This window comes from Dyadobacter tibetensis Y620-1 (assembly GCF_000566685.1).
GTDB classification, from domain to species: Bacteria; Bacteroidota; Bacteroidia; order Cytophagales; family Spirosomataceae; genus Dyadobacter; species Dyadobacter tibetensis.
In genome coordinates, this window is the sequence record NZ_AZQN01000004.1 from 536,117 (window position 1) to 555,065 (window position 18,949).

The 18,949-nt window shown below is 42.9% G+C and carries 19 protein-coding genes; 7 read left to right on the forward strand and 12 right to left on the reverse strand.

Annotated features, from left to right (window positions below):
* Positions 1-906 carry a 1-aminocyclopropane-1-carboxylate deaminase/D-cysteine desulfhydrase gene (locus X939_RS0114125; protein ID WP_025763937.1) on the reverse strand — a complete coding sequence of 302 codons (906 nt, stop codon included), beginning with the start codon at positions 904-906 and terminating at the stop codon, positions 1-3.
* 73 nt (positions 907-979) lie between these two features.
* Between X939_RS0114125 and X939_RS0114130 the strand changes: the two genes are divergently transcribed.
* Both X939_RS0114130 and X939_RS0114135 read left to right on the forward strand, forming a co-directional pair.
* Positions 980-2,011, forward strand: coding sequence for an RluA family pseudouridine synthase (locus X939_RS0114130; RefSeq protein WP_025763938.1), 1,032 nt, complete (start codon positions 980-982; stop codon positions 2,009-2,011).
* 51 nt (positions 2,012-2,062) lie between these two features.
* The gene (locus tag X939_RS0114135; RefSeq protein WP_025763939.1) at positions 2,063-2,506 is read left to right on the forward strand and encodes a GNAT family N-acetyltransferase; all 444 of its coding nucleotides are present in this window, start codon (positions 2,063-2,065) and stop codon (positions 2,504-2,506) included.
* Between the two features lie 12 nt (positions 2,507-2,518).
* Here the strand turns inward: X939_RS0114135 and trmD are convergent, their stop codons facing one another.
* The 5 genes from trmD to X939_RS0114165 form a co-directional block, all read right to left on the reverse strand.
* Positions 2,519-3,193, reverse strand: coding sequence for a tRNA (guanosine(37)-N1)-methyltransferase TrmD (gene trmD / locus X939_RS0114140; RefSeq protein WP_025763940.1), 675 nt, complete (start codon positions 3,191-3,193; stop codon positions 2,519-2,521).
* Positions 3,183-3,743 (reverse strand): ribosome maturation factor RimM, encoded by a 561-nt coding sequence (rimM, locus tag X939_RS0114145; protein WP_025763941.1) that lies wholly within the window; start codon positions 3,741-3,743, stop codon positions 3,183-3,185. Before rimM ends, trmD begins: the two co-directional genes overlap by 11 nt.
* A 151-nt stretch (positions 3,744-3,894) precedes the next feature.
* Complete coding sequence (locus tag X939_RS0114150) at positions 3,895-4,464, reverse strand: 30S ribosomal protein S16 (RefSeq protein ID WP_025763942.1); 570 nt, start codon at positions 4,462-4,464, stop codon at positions 3,895-3,897.
* Between the two features lie 68 nt (positions 4,465-4,532).
* Entirely contained in the window at positions 4,533-4,904 is a 372-nt protein-coding gene (locus tag X939_RS22445) for a hypothetical protein (protein WP_025763943.1), read from the reverse strand.
* Between the two features lie 185 nt (positions 4,905-5,089).
* Entirely contained in the window at positions 5,090-5,371 is a 282-nt protein-coding gene (locus X939_RS0114165) for a YtxH domain-containing protein (RefSeq protein ID WP_025763944.1), read from the reverse strand.
* Positions 5,372-5,473: 102 nt separating this feature from the next.
* On the opposite strand from X939_RS0114165, the gene X939_RS0114170 reads away from it, so the two are divergent.
* Both X939_RS0114170 and X939_RS0114175 read left to right on the forward strand, forming a co-directional pair.
* Complete coding sequence (locus tag X939_RS0114170; protein WP_025763945.1) at positions 5,474-5,665, forward strand: hypothetical protein; 192 nt, start codon at positions 5,474-5,476, stop codon at positions 5,663-5,665.
* A gap of 70 nt (positions 5,666-5,735) precedes the next feature.
* Positions 5,736-6,116, forward strand: a complete 381-nt coding sequence (locus X939_RS0114175; RefSeq protein ID WP_025763946.1) for a response regulator — start codon at positions 5,736-5,738, stop codon at positions 6,114-6,116.
* A 75-nt stretch (positions 6,117-6,191) separates the two neighbouring features.
* On the opposite strand, the gene X939_RS0114180 is transcribed toward X939_RS0114175, so the two are convergent.
* The 4 genes from X939_RS0114180 to pgmB all read right to left on the reverse strand — a co-directional run bounded on the left by X939_RS0114180 (position 6,192) and on the right by pgmB (position 12,577).
* Positions 6,192-8,474: a tetratricopeptide repeat protein gene (locus X939_RS0114180; RefSeq protein ID WP_025763947.1), complete on the reverse strand. Its 2,283-nt coding sequence runs from the start codon at positions 8,472-8,474 to the stop codon at positions 6,192-6,194.
* 112 nt (positions 8,475-8,586) lie between these two features.
* A complete protein-coding gene (locus X939_RS0114185; RefSeq protein WP_025763948.1) occupies positions 8,587-9,318 on the reverse strand; it encodes a 3-keto-disaccharide hydrolase in 732 nt (243 codons plus the stop codon).
* Between the two features lie 235 nt (positions 9,319-9,553).
* Positions 9,554-11,875, reverse strand: a complete 2,322-nt coding sequence (locus tag X939_RS0114190; RefSeq protein WP_025763949.1) for a glycoside hydrolase family 65 protein — start codon at positions 11,873-11,875, stop codon at positions 9,554-9,556.
* A gap of 30 nt (positions 11,876-11,905) precedes the next feature.
* Positions 11,906-12,577, reverse strand: a complete 672-nt coding sequence (pgmB, locus tag X939_RS0114195) for a beta-phosphoglucomutase (protein ID WP_025763950.1) — start codon at positions 12,575-12,577, stop codon at positions 11,906-11,908.
* A gap of 135 nt (positions 12,578-12,712) precedes the next feature.
* Here pgmB and X939_RS0114200 point away from each other — a divergent pair, with 135 nt between their 5' ends.
* The 3 genes from X939_RS0114200 to X939_RS0114210 are packed head-to-tail and all read left to right on the forward strand — an operon-like array spanning position 12,713 to position 16,453.
* Positions 12,713-14,458 carry an alpha-amylase family protein gene (locus X939_RS0114200; protein ID WP_025763952.1) on the forward strand — a complete coding sequence of 582 codons (1,746 nt, stop codon included), beginning with the start codon at positions 12,713-12,715 and terminating at the stop codon, positions 14,456-14,458.
* 59 nt (positions 14,459-14,517) lie between these two features.
* Entirely contained in the window at positions 14,518-15,393 is an 876-nt protein-coding gene (locus tag X939_RS0114205) for an N-acetylmuramoyl-L-alanine amidase-like domain-containing protein (protein ID WP_025763953.1), read from the forward strand.
* Complete coding sequence (locus tag X939_RS0114210; protein WP_025763954.1) at positions 15,386-16,453, forward strand: mechanosensitive ion channel family protein; 1,068 nt, start codon at positions 15,386-15,388, stop codon at positions 16,451-16,453. Before X939_RS0114205 ends, X939_RS0114210 begins: the two co-directional genes overlap by 8 nt.
* Positions 16,454-16,779: 326 nt before the next feature.
* On the opposite strand, the gene X939_RS0114215 is transcribed toward X939_RS0114210, so the two are convergent.
* Together X939_RS0114215 and X939_RS0114220 are read right to left on the reverse strand one after the other, a co-directional pair.
* Positions 16,780-18,150 (reverse strand): sensor histidine kinase, encoded by a 1,371-nt coding sequence (locus X939_RS0114215; RefSeq protein ID WP_025763956.1) that lies wholly within the window; start codon positions 18,148-18,150, stop codon positions 16,780-16,782.
* Positions 18,147-18,824: a response regulator gene (locus X939_RS0114220; protein ID WP_044199429.1), complete on the reverse strand. Its 678-nt coding sequence runs from the start codon at positions 18,822-18,824 to the stop codon at positions 18,147-18,149. The genes X939_RS0114215 and X939_RS0114220 overlap by 4 nt, the downstream gene beginning before the upstream one ends.
* Between the last annotated feature and the right edge of the window lie 125 nt (positions 18,825-18,949).

Sequence of the window (18,949 nt, forward strand, 5' to 3'; positions counted from 1 at the left end):
TTAGCGAAGGGCGACATCCAGGCCTTGCAGACCACCGGTATGCAGGGCCACTACGGTGGTTCCTGGTCGAAAAAACCCTTTACTCATCAGATCATAGAGTCCATACATCATTTTACCAGTATAAATTTGCTCCAAAGGAATCTGAAACCGATCTCGAAAATCTAAAATAAAACGAACCAATTCGGGATTCCACTTGCCATATCCTCCGAAATGATAGTCAGTAAATAGGGATAAGGCCAAATGAGCAGAATGATCTGAAGCAAGGTCTAAAATAACCTCCTTCAAAAACCCGCCATTTTTAAGTACAGGAAAAGCCAGTACTTGTTGCCCTGCCGACAGAAGACCGGCCGTAGTACCCCCGGAACCCACAGGAACGGTATAATAGTCAGGATGCCTACCCAACTGATCATACACCTCCTGCGCCAGCTCTCCTACCCCTTCCAGGGCCATTGTGCTGGTGCCGCCTTCCGGAATGATGTAAGGCTTACCGAACTGTCGGGAAAGTGACTCTAAATAATCTCTATTGTAGCGCAGACGATAACTCTCCCGGGATACGAAATGAAGTTTCATGCCCTGAGCTTCGCAAAAAGCCAGGGTATCCGAACGCTTCTTACCTGCCAACTCCTCCCCTCTGACTATACCAATCGTAGATATCCCCGTTAACCTGCCGGCTGCAGCCAGGGCATATAAATGATTAGAATAGGCTCCCCCAAAAGATAGAATTGTAGCGTTGCCGGAACGATGCACATCCGCTAAAGCATATTTCAATTTACGCCATTTATTGCCCGATACCAGGGGATGAATGAGGTCGTCCCTTTTCATGTACAAAGATATTCCAGCGTCCTGAGTCCATGAATCCTTTAGGGGAACCAGAGGGCTAGGAAGCGCGCCTGATAATAAGTCCACTATTTTTTAATATTTTTGTCTATAAACAGGCTTCCGCAGTTCAGTGGAAGGCCTCTAATTAATATACTGCCGAATGTCTAATGAATTACCAGAAATACCAACCGAAGAAGATGATCTGTTTGAGCACTACCGAATTGTAGTGGACAAGGGGCAGACACCAGTTCGCCTCGATAAATTCTTAAATCAGCATGTAGCGAATGCTTCCCGGACAAAAATACAAAATGGAATCGAAGCGGAAGCAGTAAAAGTAAATGACCTCGCCAGTAAAGCCAGCTATAAGGTAAAGCCTTATGACGTCATTACCCTTTCTCTGCCAGAACCTCCTCGGGAAACGGATATAATACCTGAAAATATACCCTTAGATATCATTTATGAAGATGATGTTCTCCTGATCGTCAACAAACCTACGGGTATGGTGGTCCACCCAGCACATGGAAACTGGGAAGGAACCTTAATTAACGGTCTGGTTTACCATTTTAATAACCTTCCTACGGGCCGAAATGGGGAGGGGCGTCCAGGCTTAGTACATCGCATCGATAAGGATACCTCCGGGCTATTGGTAATTGCTAAAACCGAGTTCGCCATGAGTTTTCTTGCTAAGCAGTTTTTCGATCATACCATTGAACGTACCTATCAGGCCATTGTTTGGGGTGAGCTCTCAGAAGCGTCTGGTACCATCACCGGGCATATTGGCCGTAGCGCTAAAGATCGTAGAGTCATGTCGGTATATGCAGATGGTAGTGAGGGCAAACATGCTGTGACACATTATGAAGTGCTTAAGCCTCTTCGATATGTTTCTCTAATTAAATGCAACTTAGAAACGGGACGTACTCACCAGATTCGTGCTCATATGCAATCTATAGGCCATCCGATTTTCAACGATACTGCTTATGGCGGCGACCGGATACTCCGGGGAATTTCTAATGGTACCTATAAAGCAATGGTGCGGAATTGTTTCGACGAACTCCCAGGGCAGGCCTTACATGCCAAATCTCTGGGCTTTATACATCCTACCAGTAAAGAATGGGTACAGTTCGACACCGATCTCCCAAAAAATTTCCAGAACATACTCGATAAATGGGAAAGCTATGTTCAGTATCAGTAAAATATACTAATTTAGCTATATTCCTTTTTTTAAATTTTGAATCTTAAGCAAATGAATATTACGACCCGACAAGGTACTCTAGAAGATATCCCCGCCGTTTTTGAACTCGTAAAAGAATTGGCCTTGTATGAAAAAGCACTGGATCAAGTGATCAATACTGAGGACAAAATGAGAAAAGACTTCCAGGAAAAACTCTATGAATTCTTTCTGGCTGAAGTCGATGGGAAGGTAATCGGACTCTCGTTGTATTACTACCGCTATTCTACCTGGAAAGGGAAGCGCCTATATCTAGAAGATATTATTGTAACGGAGTCTATGCGTGGAAATGGTATTGGTAAAGTGTTATTTGATGCGACTGTGGAAGCAGCCAAAGCATCGGCATGCTCGGGCATGATGTGGCAGGTTCTTGACTGGAATACCTCGGCGGTAGGATTTTATAGAAAGTACGGAACCAGCTTCGATAATGAATGGATCAACTGTAACCTAGACTTTTAGAATCATCCCCACCTAATCGAGCAGATCCGGGCGCCTTTCACGTGTCCGGATCAAAGCCTGCTCATAGCGCCAGTTTTCTATTTTCGCTTCATGTCCCGATAACAAAATCTCTGGTACTACATGGCCTTCAAATTCAGCCGGTCTACTAAATACGGGAGGAGCCAATAAATTATCCTGAAAAGAATCGGTAAGCGCGGAAGTTTCGTCGTTAAGCACCCCGGGAATTAGCCTGACGATAGAATCAACCAAAACGGCAGCACCTAGCTCGCCCCCCGACAGTACATAATCCCCAATACTGATTTCACGAGTAATAAACAGGTCGCGTACGCGTTGATCCACTCCTTTATAATGCCCACACAGCATGATAAGGTCACCTTTTAATGAAAGCTGGTTGACTATTTTCTGGTTGAGTCGTTCCCCATCGGGGGTAAGGTAAATTATTTCATCGTAATCTCTTTGTGACTGCAATGCTCTGATACAGCGGGCAATAGGCTCGATCTGCATCACCATGCCGGCTCCACCGCCGAAGGCATAGTCATCGATAGTCCTATGCTTATTGGTCGAATAATCACGCAAGTCGTGAACAACGATTTCGGCATGGCCGGCCTGTTGGGCACGCTTCATAATGGAATGAGAGAAAAAGCTGTGCAGCAAGTCGGGCACGCAAGAGATAATATCAATCCGCATCGTCAGCTATATTTTCAGACTCGTCGTTCAAATAAACATCCAACAATCCTTCAGGTAGATTGACGAATAAGGTATTTTGCTCTTTATCGGCCTTCAGAACAATGTCATGAGCCGTTGGAATGAGCACTTCTGCTCCTTTATAATCCATGCTGATCAAGTCCTGACCATTCAAAGAATAAACCTCCCTAACAATACCGAGCATTCCTAGCTCTTTGTCCAGGACTTGATAGCCCTTTATTTCGTGATAATAAAACTTACCCTCTTCTAATTCTTCGAGCTCATCTAAAGGCAGATATAGAGAAGCACCGACCAAAGCCTGGGCCTTTTCTATGGTGTCTACTTCTTCTAAGCTGACAATGGCATTATTTTGCTTCTGGATATTTAGGTCATCGATAAAATAAGGAACTAACTCCCCTTTTAACTCAACGAATACTGTTTCCAGATCATCGTAATCGTAGGCGTCGTCTACATCCATAAAAAACACTACGTTGCCCGACATCCCGTGGGTACGAACAATATAGCCTAGCAAAAAACAATTATCCTGAGTCACAGTTATATCTATTTGAGGTAATTACAATAATTTCATCGAGAAATGAAGGAACCCAGCTCCTTCCACTTTCTATTCCTCCCGCTTCCTATATAAACAAAGATGAGTCTGACGGAACACCGCAGACTCATCCTTACAGATTACTATCTATTGACTACTCCGCTGCAGGGGTTTCAGTAGATTCGTCAGCCGCCGGAGCTTCTGCCTGATCTACAGTTTCCTCAGATTCGGCAGCTACCTCAGCAACTTCCTCTTCTACAACTACAGGAGCATTTTTCTTGGCGATGGCTTCCGCACGGTTTTGACTCACCTTACGTTCCGCATCGATTTTAGCATCTTTATCGGCCTTCAATTTCTGAGCCAGGCTACCAGCTGCAGTTTCTTTACGACCGGTTTTAGAAGTAGACCACTCTTCAAAGCGAGCGTCGGCTACTTCCTGAGTGATAGCACCTTTAAGTACACCGATTTGTAAATGCTTACGTAGCATCACACCTTCATGCTGAAGGATAGAACGGGTAGTATCTGTAGGTTGCGCACCTTTTAACAACCAATCTACAGCCTTAGCCGATTCCAAAACGATGGTCGAAGGGTTGGTTCCTGGGTTATAACTTCCCAATTTTTCAATAAAGCGACCATCACGTGGTGCTCTGGCATCAGCGACTACGATATCATAAATCGCCTTCTTCTTGCGTCCGCGACGCGCTAATCTAATTTTAACTGCCATTTTCTGAAATGTTATGTCGGGATCTCGTCCCTGGTTCTAAATAGGGTGCAAATATACAAAATATTTACTTATCTATTTAATTCATTTCCAAAAGAATGTTTTTCTGCTACAGTATTTTCTACAGCAGCGGGAACAGAAGCCTCTGGCAGATAATTATCCGATGCCAAGCGACTCGTGGGTTTCTCTTCAGTGGCCTGCTTCACCCACTTTAATGCCTTGATTAGGACATCACGCCCATAAGGCACCCCATGCTTCATTATAATTTTCTCCGTTACAAGGGGAACGGCAAAATTTAAAGGTACTGGGAGACGGCGAAGTAGTGTTTTCCCCAAAATGGTGCTAACACTAAGTTCAAGACCCTGAGCAACCGGATTCTTAGGACCAGCCGTCATTAGACCCTTAGCATAACCTGTAATAGATGATTTCGATTTATTATTCATAATTCATGGCTAATTGAATAGTAGGATAACAGATAATTTTGGCATGGCTAATAGCTTCTTCAGGCGATTTCTTCATCCCCATAGCCGAAGAAAAATAGCCCCGTCATACGCATCGCAACCAGACTTATCAAATCTTACTGTATGCGGAAACGTTAGACGGAGCCATAAATTAAGTGGGTGTGTGGTTATAGGGCTCCTACGTCGCTTTTAGCCGCTTTAAGGTCTTCTACCACTTTTTCTGAGCGGTGCGCATAAGACTCTCCTTTGGACTTCAGTGCATCCACTTGGTCCATTGCTTTGGCCTTGCTTTTTTCTAATGCATCTAATAGTTCTGATGCTAAATCATTAGTCTTCTTCTTTAGCTTTTTACGGGTGTTGTCTCCATCTTCGGGAGCAACCAACATTCCGATAACTGCTCCTACTACTGCTGCCGATATAATTCCGATGAATGCTTTGCTACTTTTCATAATCTAATTTTATTTAAATGATTACTGGTTTGGAATGCTACATCAAAAAAAATATTCCAACCACTACAAAAACCTTTTCAACCTATTAATCAACCAGTTAATATGAAACAAATCCCCCACCCCTACTCCCATATTGCTGCAAAAATGGGATATCTTTCCCCAAAAGCCTTTCCCATTTACACCCCTTACCCTACCAAAACCGTCCCATATGAGAGTAACCGGTCTATTTCTGGCAAGATTCTTGTTGCTAAACATAGAAGCGATTTTGTTTATTACGGAATACTTGGCAGTTAATATAGATATTAAAGTAGAATGGTTCACCTAACCCTCTCTCTTAAAACTTATGAAACGATAAAATAGTAGTATGAAAATTGTAATTATAGAAGATGAGGAAGATTTGGGTGTTTTGATGCGAAATTTTCTCATGAATCAATTCAAATCGATATCCCCAAATACTGAGGTAAAAATAGCACATACTTTATCAGAAGGGAAGGATTGCATTGATTCACTTAAACCAGACTGGGTGTTTCTGGACAATAATCTTCCTGATGGGAAGGGTATTAATGAAATTGTATGCATTCGCTCCACATCCGTTTCAGAGAAAGTAACCATTGTAATGATGAGTGCTATGACGAACTTGAAAGAAGAAGCTTTAAGTAAGGGGGCTGATTATTTTTTGGACAAACCTATAAGCTTTGCTGCCGTTTCTCAGATCATATCCAGACAAAATCCTATTGATTTTTGAGTAAAATAAGGGTCAAAAACCTTATCAGCTTTCCCAAATCGTAGAATATTTTACGCAACCCGTGTTTCCGGCTTTTTAGCGCCACAACAGCGGACACTGAGTACCCGATTTACTCTTTCTCCCGGGCATTTTAATCTTCTGACTCCTATACTTTACTTTTCGCTTCGCTTCTACTAATGCTGGCTTACTGTCATAAGCGAGCAAGTTAAAATCTAACTCGGGTATAAAGTAATCTTCCTTGTACTTTGACACAGGTAAGGGCATAAAATGCCGTCCTGGAAAAGTAAGGGTATCGTAAACATAATCGTAAAGATAGATCGTTACAAAGCCGTCTCTGCTGTATTTAATTCCAATGTCCGAATAAGGACCATCATCACCTGTCGAAGCCACTAACCGCATCATCTCCTTTTGTTTACCTTTTGCCAGAATATCCATATTATACTGGAATACCCGGTGTAAAGAATCAATCTGCAAAGCCACACCTAAATAATACTTTGCATCTTTGAGCATCTCCCTTCCTGCAAACATCACTGCAGTATTATTGAGGGCACTTTTATCCTGATAGTTTTGGTAGCTGAGCTGAGCCTGATCATATTTTTCCCAATACCGGTAGACATTCCCTTGATTTACATTATAAAACTTCCTTGTCGGTGCCACTTCCATGGCTTTTTTGAAATCTTTAAAGGCACCTTCATACCTTTCGTTGGCCTCTTCCAATTGCCTTCTCTGTTCGTGTCTATTACCCAGGTAAGACTGAACAATACCATGATTATTATGCAAAAAAGATTTATCAGGATGCTCTGTAATCAGACTATCAAAGAGAGCCATTGCCCGATCGAGACGGTCATTCTCCAGCATTACTACCCCCCAACCGTTTTGAGCATTCAGGTTGTCGGTCTTCAAAGAGATTGCTGTTTTAAATACTGGATAAGCTTTATTAAACATATCAAAGTGAAGTAATAAATTACCATAATTACTCCACATTTCACTATATCCCTTCTCTAAATTAAGGGCCTTAGCCAGAAAGGTGCCAGCACCGCTGTATTGTTTTCTAGAGATTAAGATATTACTTAACCCACCCATAGCCTCATAACGTTTAGGATCTAGGGTAAGTGCAGTCTGAAAGGCTTTTTCCGCTACTTCTGTAAGCCCGAGGTGATAAGCAGAAAAACCTTTAGTGACAAAAAGGTCTGCATGGTAGGGATTCTGTTCACTCAGGGCCAGCGCACCAGATTCGAAATCAGAAAGTGCCTGACTGAAATGCTGCATTCCGTAATGAGCCACCGCCCTTCCAAGAAAGGCATTAGCGAAGCTGCTGTCAATTTTCACCGCTCTATCGAATAAATTGAAGGCAAACTCATATTCCCTTTTGGACAGATGAACATTTCCGATTCCGCAAAGAAGTGCAGGGGTTTCGCGCATGGTAGAGGCTGCCAGCCGGTAATATCGCATCGCTTCATCCAACTGCTGCAGACCGTAATAGGCATGACCTAATCCCAGATAAGCTTCATTTTTATATCGGGTTTCTTTCGTAGCCAGATAACGGTCAAACATTTCCCTGGCCTTACCATATTCATGAGTCGAAAGCAGGGCATTGGCATAGCGAATTTGAGCCTTAGGGTAGCGCCGAGAGACTTTCTCAAAATCCTTTACAGCCCTTTTGTCTTCCTGCTGGGACATATATAGGTCCCCCCGTAGTAGCCGATAGACCCCTAACTCATTTTTTTGTTTGATTGCAGTCGAAACTTCCTCGATTGCCTTCTCATATTGCTGGTTATGTTTATAAAAAAGCCCGCTATTATAATGCCATTTGCCCGGTTGACGACCCGCGTTCTGTCCTTCCAAATAGTTCATCCCCTCTTGGATGAGCCCTTTCTTTCCATATCCATAAAGGCTATTAATGAGCACACCGGCATTCGATTCCAGGCCTGCCCAGTCAGCCTGAGCCGATTCCAGCTTTCCCGCCATAATCGAGATTAGTCCACGATTGTATCGCATTTGATCGGGCTGCCCTGTAAAATCGGCATTACCAAATATTCTGTGGGCTTGGTGAAAGCTCCCACTAAGGGAGGCCAATACGGCTTCATTATTTTGTTTGAGCAGGGAATCGCCAACCTCGTACCGGGAGGCATGATAGCGGTCATATGCGATTTGTAATTGTCTGAGTTTTTTTTGGTATTCGGGCGCTTTCAGCAATGACATATTATGCTCTTCGAATGCCCGATTGTAATCAGGCAAAATAGCCATAAACTTTTGCTGGCAGTCGGCAAAGGTTTGTGCATATAGCCCAGCAATAGAGCCCAAATAAAGCGTCAATAGAATGATCCAACGAAGAAGACGGGTACCATGTCTTGTCATATGAATACAGGGCGGAAACGGGTTTCAGCCTTATTTAGAGGAAGGGTCAGAACAATGGCAGTAAAAATACCAATAATTTGTCTAAATCATTAACCGTTCGCTCAGAATATGCTTATTTATAACCAGTTGCTTTGAGTTTGATATTCCGAAACCATACGGAGCTCCCCCAATCTTGCAGGCCAATTCTACCGGAAAGATCATTCTGAGCAATCGGTGCAGTACTGATTTTACTATTTGCAATCTTTTGCTTCCAATCCGCACTTCCTACCTGATGCTCTTGTACAATAAATCCATTTTGTATTACTGTGAGTTTACCTTTCTTAAATATCACATGTACCGAATTCCATTCTCCAACGGGATTGATTTCCCTCAATCGGGCATTGGCAACCCCAAAAAAATCGCCAGCCCTGTGCGTATTCTCCTTGGCTCCTTCATAAATCTGATCATCCAGAACCTGAAGTTCAAGGCCTGTATTGTAGATATGGGGATATTTCTTCTCTTCTTTAACAAAAAAGAAAATTCCACTATTGGTATATTTTTCGACTTTCCAATCGGCTTTAAACTCAAAATCACCCTTAATCGAAAAATCAGTAACCAAATCACCCCCGTCCGGTGCCTTATTACCCGCCCGCTGTGGAACATGAAGCTTTAAGCTTCCCTGATCTACCAGCCAGCTTTTCCCGGGTAGCCCGGCACCGTAAACATGCCAGCCCTTTAGGTCTTTCCCGTTAAACAGCAGGGCCCATCCCTCTGTTTTTTCCTGAACCGACAAGCTGTTAATCGCTTGTGCCCAAGCAAACTTGCTACTTATGAGGCAGAGTAATCCTATTAATAAAATGCGCATGATTCGGAATGATTGGATCAATAAAAATTAAATATAAACACATCCTTCCAATTTTTCCTTATTAAATAAAGAAGGGGCAGGCCTACAATGCCCCATATTTATAAATAAAATATTGCGTCCAATTTGGGGAGAGGATTTTGATCAGGATCCTATTCTATTTAAATACATTCGATAGCCAGAACCCTGATCAAAATTACTGGCATGATTAATCTCTTAGTCATGCCAGTTATAAAAATTATAAGCTAACGGTTTCACTGGCTCCCCCCGCAACAAAGATGCGCTCGTCGCCCACCATAAGAGTGAGATCTTGCTGAGATATATTATGTACCTCCACTGTGTTTTGGGTTACCTCCACCGAGAGCAGACTGCCCCTGAAGCCAATACGAAAACTATATCGACTCCATTGCTCGGGAAGATAAGGCTTTAGCGACAAGAGTCCCTGACGCACCCGTTGGCCAGCAAATCCTTTGACTACACTCATCCAAGTACCCGCCATGGAAGTAATGTGTAATCCATCTTCGGTATCATTATTGTAGTCGTCCAAATCTAAGCGTGCCGTCCGCAGGTACATCTCGTAGGCTTTTTCTTTCAGCCCCAGCCCGGCGGCTAATATCGCATGAACGCAGGGAGATAATGAGGACTCATGTACGGTCATTGGCTCGTAAAAATCGAAGTTACGACGAATTTCATCTTGTTGGAAATCTTCTTCAAACAGATAGATTCCCTGCAAAACATCGGCTTGTTTAATAAAGCAAGAGCGGAGAATTCGATCCCAGGACCAATTCTGATTGATGGGTCGCTCGGGTGTGATATCCTCTACAGTCATCAAATGCTTGTCCAGGAACCCCTGCTGCTGTAAAAATACTCTTTTGGCATCATCATAGGGAAAATACATATGATCGATAATATGTCTCCAATCTCCCATTTCGCCATTTAGGTCAAAATTTGTTTTGAAGATCACATCATTAAGACGAGCCGAATCTTTCTCCCAAAGATTATTAATTACCTCCAGGGTATACTTCAGCGTCCAAACTGCTATGTAATTGGTATACCAGTTGTTATTGACATTATTTTCGTATTCGTTTGGCCCGGTAACACCTAACATTACGTATTTCCCCTTCTGGGTCGACCAATTTACCCGTTGCTTCCAGAAGCGGGAGATGGCAATCAGAACTTCGATACCGTATTGAGAGACATACGATTCATCGCCGGTATAGCGGGTATAATCGTAAATAGCAAAGGCGATTGCACCATTTCTGTGAATCTCTTCGAAGGTAATTTCCCATTCATTATGGCACTCCTCCCCATTCATTGTTACCATTGGATACAGAGCAGCTCCCCCTGTAAAACCTAACTTCTGAGCATTTTCTATCGCTTTCTGCAGATGTTTGTACCGATAGATCAACAGATTTCTAGCTACGCCCGACTCGGCAGTACTCAGATAAAATGGAATACAATAAGCCTCGGTATCCCAATAAGTACTACCTCCATATTTCTCACCCGTAAATCCTTTGGGACCAATATTGAGTGTTTCATCTTCTCCGGTATAGGTCTGTTGCAGATGAAAAATATTAAAACGAATTCCCTGTTGAGCCGCTTTATCCCCTTCTATGACGATGTCGTTAAATTCCCATTTTCTTGCCCAGGCAGCCTGATGTTCTGCCAACATTTGGGAAAACCCTTTCCCCGTTATTCGGTCCAGATAAGTTTTCGCTGATTCCAGGAGTTTATCCGTGTCTCCATCTGTAGCAGCCAGGTTGACGGCATATTTATACAGGGTCATTTCTTGACCAGCTCTCAGATCCAGAGTGACCGCCCCGCCTACGTATTTTTCGTTCCTAATAGGCAATGACTGGTAGTCTGTTGCCAGATCATTGATCCGAATATTGAAACGCATACCGGTAGCCACCTGAAACTGCTCTACTCCGTAAGGATTAGGTTTGGTTTCGAGAATCAAATGTCCTTCAGAAAAGCTAGTCTCTCTGTGTAACTCATTCCAGAAGGTTTCCTCATAATTGGAATCGCGGTTACGAATATTCCCGTCCAGATAAGGCGTAATGGTTACTATTTCATCGAAATCCAGTAAAGTGATGCTATACCTTATTGCAGCACCCCGATCGTCGGCCATACTACAGAAGCGGGTGGAATGAAGCTGTATCGCTCCTCCCCCAGGCAGCGTTAAGGTGACCTTGCGATCCAAGGTACCTTCTTTCATATTTAAGGTTCGGGTAAACTGCTGAATCAGACATTTATTCAAATCCAGGGTTTCCTCCCCAATTTTCACATCTATACCTACCCAGTTGCAGGCGTTGAGAACTTTAGCAAAATAGTTAGGATAGCCGTTTTTCCACCAGCCCACCCGGGTCTTATCGGGAAAGTATACCCCTGCGACGTAATTCCCCAACAGGGTTTTTCCCGAGTAGTGCTCCTCAAAATTCCCTCTTTGCCCCATACGGCCATTGCCCAAGCTCATTAAGCTTTCAGAAATCTCATTATTAGCTTCATGAAATCCTTCTTCTATGATACACCAATCGTCGTGTGTTATATAATTCTTCATACATTTCTTTTTTAAAAGTTCTTTTAACCCTTAATTACTGGTATCAAACCCCAATTGAGCTTTTAGATCATCCAGTGCCAAGCCATCAAAACCCGGTAGAACCAAATCTGCTTCTGTTAACACCGTTGTAGATCCAATACCAACCGTTTTCATCCCTGCTGCATTTCCCGCCTGAACCCCCGCCACTGCATCTTCAAAAACAATAGTTTCATAGGCTTCCACACCCAGATCCTGTGCGCCCAGCTGAAATACCTGCGGGTCGGGTTTGCCTCTGGTAACCCGATTACCATCAACAATCACTTCAAATGTTTGTAGCATTCCCAGTCTTTCCAAGATCATAGGCGCATTTTTGCTAGCAGATCCTAATCCAATTTTTATATTTCTCGCTTTCAGCTCATCTAAGAAGTTATGAATTCCCGGTAAGGCATCGCTTGGAACTATTTGTTGGCAGAGTTCCAGATAGCGCATATTTTTCTTGGCCGCACGCTCCAGCTTTTCCTTTTCTGGCAAGGATACAGACCCTAGGTCAAGAATAATCTCTAGGGATTCCATACGTCCCACACCCTTTAAAGCTTCATTTTGCTCTTCAGACAGATCAAAACCTAGCTCCTGGGCAAGTTCCCTCCAGGCAATATAATGGTACTTAGCTGTATCGACGATCACCCCGTCCAGGTCAAAAAGGCAAGCTTGTAGTGCAGGCATATCATTTCAAATTTAATATCTTGCAAAATAGTGAAAGAACAACGGAATTTTAAAAACAATCGATAATATCAATTTTGAATGGCTTGTCTAACCATATTCCTTTCAAAATGATCCTATTGAACAAGTTATCTATCAATGAATTTGAATAATCAACATAAGCTAGTCATTTATCAGATTTTTACACGGCTATTTTCCAATCAAAATATCACCAATAAGCCTTGGGGAAGTATTTCGGAAAATGGGACGGGCAAGTTTAACGACATAAATGACGCAGCTCTTACCTCCTTAAAAACCTTTGGCGTAACTCATCTATGGTATACAGGGGTTATCGCACATGCCAGCCTTACTGACTATTCCCAGTACGGAATTCGGCCATACCATCCTTTGATTGTCAAAGGAAAAGCTGGCTCCCCCTATGCCATCCGAGACTATTATGATGTAGACCCAGATTTGGCCGTAAATGTAGCACTTCGCATGCGGGAATTTGAAGAACTACTGGAACGTACTAAGAAAAACAACCTTAAAACCATCATCGATTTTGTTCCTAACCACGTGGCCAGATCCTATTGCTCCCAGGCTCGACCTGAGGGCGTAAGAGATTTCGGACAGGATGATGATCCTACCAAGGCCTTCGACCCTAAAAACAATTTTTATTATATCCCTTCTCAGGAATTTGTAGTTCCCGAGGGGCCTGCCCCTGCCATACCCATTACCGGCCCATATGTTGAGTCGCCAGCCAAAGCTACCGGCAACGACGTCTTTAATGCTCATCCCAGTGTGTACGATTGGTATGAAACGGTAAAATTAAATTACGGTGTTGATTACCTAAATCAGCAAAAAAAGCACTTTGATCCAATTCCCTCCACCTGGGATAAAATGTATGATATCCTCGCCTATTGGACGGACAAAGGAGTAGACGGATTTAGGTGTGACATGGCTGAAATGGTACCTGTGGAATTTTGGGGATGGGTAATTCCTAAAGTTAAAATGCTTAATCCGGAGATTATCTTTATCGCGGAAATTTATAATCCTGCCGCCTATCATACCTATATTTTCCAGGGACATTTCGATTATTTGTATGATAAAGTAGGCCTGTATAATACTTTGCGCCCCCTTATGGAAGGGCACGGAGATGCCAGGGAGATTACTCAGCTATGGCAAAATGAATCGGGAGATATAGCCCATCATATGTTACGATTCCTGGAGAATCATGATGAACAGCGCATTGCATCAGAGTTTTTTGCCGGAGACCCATGGGTAGCGGTTCCGGCCATAACGCTTAGCGCCACCCTACACACAGGCCCCTTTATGCTGTATGCAGGGCAGGAATTGGGTGTAAATCCCACCGAAAATGAAGGTTTTCAAGGAAAGGATGGGCGTAGTACGATCTTTGATTATTGGGGTATACCCGAAATGCAGGAATGGATCAATGGAGGAAAATATAATCTGGAAAAGCTAAATGCTCCCGTAAGGAAATTGCGCGATTTTTATGCTAACCTAAACCAGCTGATCCTCAACCATGAAGCCATTTATGCTGGGGAATTTTACGATCTACAATATGTAAACGGCTTTGGTCAGAGTCCTAATTATGACGAGCGAAAGTTATTTTCTTATTTGCGCTACACGCAAAACGAAAAATTATTATTCGTGATTAATTTTGACCGCGCTAAAACCTTTAACACCCTAGTAAAAATTCCCGATCATGCTTGGTTTGAAAACATGAAGCTGGAAAACCCGGAAAAATATCGTCTTAAATCGATTTTTCCCCTCGAAGCAATGCGCAGTGAAATTCCTGCCTCAGGGATTACGGTACAGGGACTTACCCTGACACTGAAACCCCTTGATGTCTGGGTACTCCGGATTGAAGACGTAAAGGCATAAAATTTGCCCTAAAAAAATCCAGTTAATATATAATTGAAAGAACTTGCCCATTGGCAACTATGAAAACGCAACAAAAAGGATATAGCATCGTAAGGTTTTTAAGCCTAATGAGTGGCTTATGGCTCTTATCGTTCATTTTGCTTCCGAATCTGGTTTTAGCACAATCCAGTATTCAGAAGTTATTTGACCAAAAAATGCAATTGCCCGAACATGGAGAACCAGGACTTGAAATGCTTCGTATGAGTGAGTCATTCCTGGGTACCCCCTATATTGCACATTCCTTGGAAATTAATGCCACAGAAAAACTGGTGTGTAAATTGGACGGACTGGACTGCACCACACTTGTAGAAAACGCGGTGGCTTTAATAGTGGCAAAGGAACAGGATCATAGTTACGATTCATATAGAAACGAACTAAAAAAGTTACGATACCGTAATGGAGTAATTGAAGGTTACCCCTCCCGCTTACACTATGTTTTAGACTGGATGTATGAGAATGAAAAACGGGGTCGTCTTCAGAATATTACAGCATCAATAGGCGGGATTCCTTTTGAAAAGGAAATAAATTTTATGAGTAATCATGCTGACTTATACCCGGCTTTAACACCTACTGAAGTTTGGAAAAAAATAAAAAAACAAGAAGAAATCATCAACAACAGAAAACATACTTATATCCCAAAGGCTGAAATTATGCGCGTGGAGGCCTTATTAAAAAACGGCGATATTGTAGCGTTTACTTCGACGGTGGAAGGATTGGACTGTAATCATATGGGAGTTATCAGTAAAATGGGATCCCGCGCCTATTTGATTCATGCTTCGTTGACGGATAAAAAGGTTATCCTGTCTAAAGTTCCCTTAGCAGAATATACCGCTTCTGTAGCCAAACATTCGGGAATTATTGTCGCTCGCCTTAATGCTATTACCAATAATGAATAAATTCCTAGAGATATTTGATTACGAAAAAAGTCCTTGGTTGGGCATATTGCTAAGTCTTATAGCAGGAATTATCCTGAGCTATAGCCTGATCATGGTCATAAAGGCAACAGCCCGGCGAAAGGACTGGCCCTGGGTTAGGGTAATTTACCAAAACCAGACCAATGTCCTATACTTCTTTATACCCCTTACCATTATAACGGCTGTAACCAAAGCGTATTCCGCCGTTGCACCGACCTATGGAGTCATGTACGCTATTAGTAAGGTGGCCCTTATTGCGGTAACCACCTGGCTGGCTGTCCGGATTGTTGTAATTATCGAAAAATACCTCCTAGAAAAGCTGGATTTTGCGAATGAAGATAATTTGCATGCGCGAAGACTTTTTACGAAGATCAAATTTATTAAACGCATTGTAGTCATTTTGATGCTCATTCTCGGCCTGTCAATTTTGCTGATGAGTTTTGAAAGTGTCCGTCAATACGGGGTAGGAATCCTTACCTCGGCGGGTATTTTCTCGGTGATAATCGGTTTTGCGGCTCAGAAATCACTGGCAAATCTTCTGGCTGGCATCCAGATTGCATTTACCCAACCCATTAAAATCGATGATGTTGTCATTGTTGAAGGAGAATGGGGGCGTATCGAAGAAATAAATCTAACCTATGTGGTGGTAAATATTTGGGATATGAGACGTCTCGTCCTACCTATTACTTACTTTGTCGACCGCCCCTTCCAGAACTGGACCCGAAACGATAGCGCCCTGATAGGCTCGGCATTCTTTAGGCTTCATCTCAGAGCCGATCTCCCTGTACTGCGCGAGGAACTTCATAAGATACTCCAGGAAACTCCCTTATGGGACGGTAAGGTATGGGCCTTGCAGGTAACCGACACGAAGGATCACCTGATGGAAGTCAGGGCTATCATGTCTGGCCGAAATTCCTCTATCACATTCGATTTAAGATGCCATGTTCGCGAAAAACTCATAGAATTCATGGTACAGCATATGCCAGAAGCACTTCCGAAATTTCATATTGAAGGCGTTTCACAGCCTGAGATACACACATAAAAAACTTGGTGTCCGGAATCCGGACACCAAGTTTTACTTACTACTCACCTAACTCAATCTAAATGGGAATAATCTATTTTTTCATTTCCAGAGATTGCACAGATTTCATGGCTTCTATATATCCTTACCGGCCTACTTACCCCATACCGTTTTATGATTCGAGATACCAGTAATTACCCGCACGATTGCGATAATATAGATTCGCAAGGCCCGTCAACAGAAGTCTAGCTTCTGGCTCCGCTCTTAAAAATAAGAGCCCTGGAGGCTGCTGTTGTAAAGTACTCGCCCACGCGTTAAACCACCATTAAGCTAGAATTAAAAACACATTAAAATGAAGGAAAATGGAGGATGAAAGTGGTTCCCAATCCCACCTTGGACTCTACATCTATGCTTGCACCCTGCATCATCAAAATGCGTTTGGTAAGAGCAAGTCCTATCCCAAACCCGGAACGGTCCAGGGTAGAGGCACTTCGATAAAAGGTATCAAAAATATAGGGCAGTTCTTCCGGAGCCATTCCGGCACCACGATCCTTGAAGCGAATGGTAATACCTTCATCGGTAATATCTAAAAATACCTGCACCGTCTTATTTTCACTGTATTTACAGGCATTATCCATCAAATTCACGAAGGCAGTCCTTAAAAGACTTTCATCTCCGTAACGTTTTAGCAAATCTTCGTTATCGGGAATCCCCTCAAAGACAATATCTACATGATAATCGGGATGCTTCTGTTGAACAAACTCCATGGCCTGCCAAAGCACTTCGTCGACACGAATTCTTAAAAAGGTAACTTTAAACGCTTCTTCTTCTGTTCGAGCTAATTCCAAGAGGCGATTCACCAGTTCGTTCATACTCTTAACCTCCCCCAAAATACCTTGTAATGCCTCCTGATATGTTTGGGTGTCCCTACTCTTCATGAGCGTAACTTCTACTTCCGACATAATAAGGGCGAGAGGTGTACGCAGTTCATGAGAAGCATGCGAGACGAAGTTCTTTTGCGCTACAAAAGCGATTTGCAGCCGGTTAAGCATGGAATTAAAAGTTTCTGCCAACAAGGCAAGCTCATCCCGCTCCCTGCCTACAGAAACCTTTTGGTGGAGGTTGCCCGCCGAAATCCGGTTGACCTGTTCAATAATGTCTGAAACTGGCCTGATGGCGTCTTTGGCAAACTGCCATCCAGCCACGGCCACGAGCACCAGGCAAAGTAGCCAGCCAATAAGTAAGATTTCCCGCAGACGTTGTAACTGGTCGATACCTAACAAATCCTGAGCTGCCGCTACTACCACCCAGGGTTTCGAATTATCTTTCAGGTTATGACGAATGACAATCACATCCTTATTACCCATTTTGGTTTTGATCTCCTGACCATTCCGCACCTCCTCTAATGTTGCACTGGGAAACATAAAGGCGGATTGACCATTTTTAAAGATTACTGAATCCTGATCGTCAAAAAGAGTGATTTCTTCTTCCAGTAATAAGGTGTTATTAGCCCTTTCAATTTTAACTATATCTTCCGTCGTCATTGCACCCCCACCTTCTACCAGCTGCGCTATAGTCTGTCCCCTTTCATTAAGAAAGGAGTAAAACTGCTTTTCCCTATACTGGTCGTAAAAAAAGTATATGGAAAGACAAAAGAGGGCCATTATCGACCCCACCAATAAGGTAAATAAGAGGGTTAGTCTAGACTTGATATTCATTCTTCTTTAAAAATATAACCCATACCAACTACCGTATGTATCAATTTGTTGGGGTAATCCTTATCAACTTTTTTTCTGAGAAAATTGATATAAACATCGATCACATTGGTTCCTGTGTCGAAGCGGATATCCCAGACTTGTTCGGCTATATCCACTCTGGATACAACACGACCTTTGTTGCGCATCAGATATTCTAATAGGGCAAATTCTTTGGCGGTAAGATCGATGCGGTTCCCTCCTCTCCGGGCTACTTTCTCGTCCAGATTAAGCTCCAAGTCAGCCAATGACAAAATAGATGCTCCCTGCTCCCTTCCCCCAGCACGCTGAACCAAAGCCTTGATGCGAGCGATGAGCTCTCTGAACTCAAAAGGTTTTACAAGATAGTCATCGCCTCCCGCATCAAAACCATCCAGTTTGTCATCGATCGTCCCCAGGGCCGTCAGAAATAATATAGGGGTAGTTAGTCCATCCTTACGGAGCTGCTTGGCAAGATCGTATCCATTCAATATAGGAAGGTTGACATCGAGTACGATCAAATCGAACTTATAACTGGAAGCTATTTTTTTTCCTAACTGCCCATCATAGGCGACCTCCACTTCCCATGACTGTTCTTCCAGACCTCTTTTAAGAAAACCCGCCAGCTTAGGCTCATCCTCAACAACTAATAATTTCATAATTCTATATTTCACGACAACCCCCATAAAAGGCCATCGAAGATTAATACAAGACGCATTTTATCCAATGGCACTTACTGTACGGATTCGTTCCGAAACATCAGTTGCACTTGGAGGGTTAAATA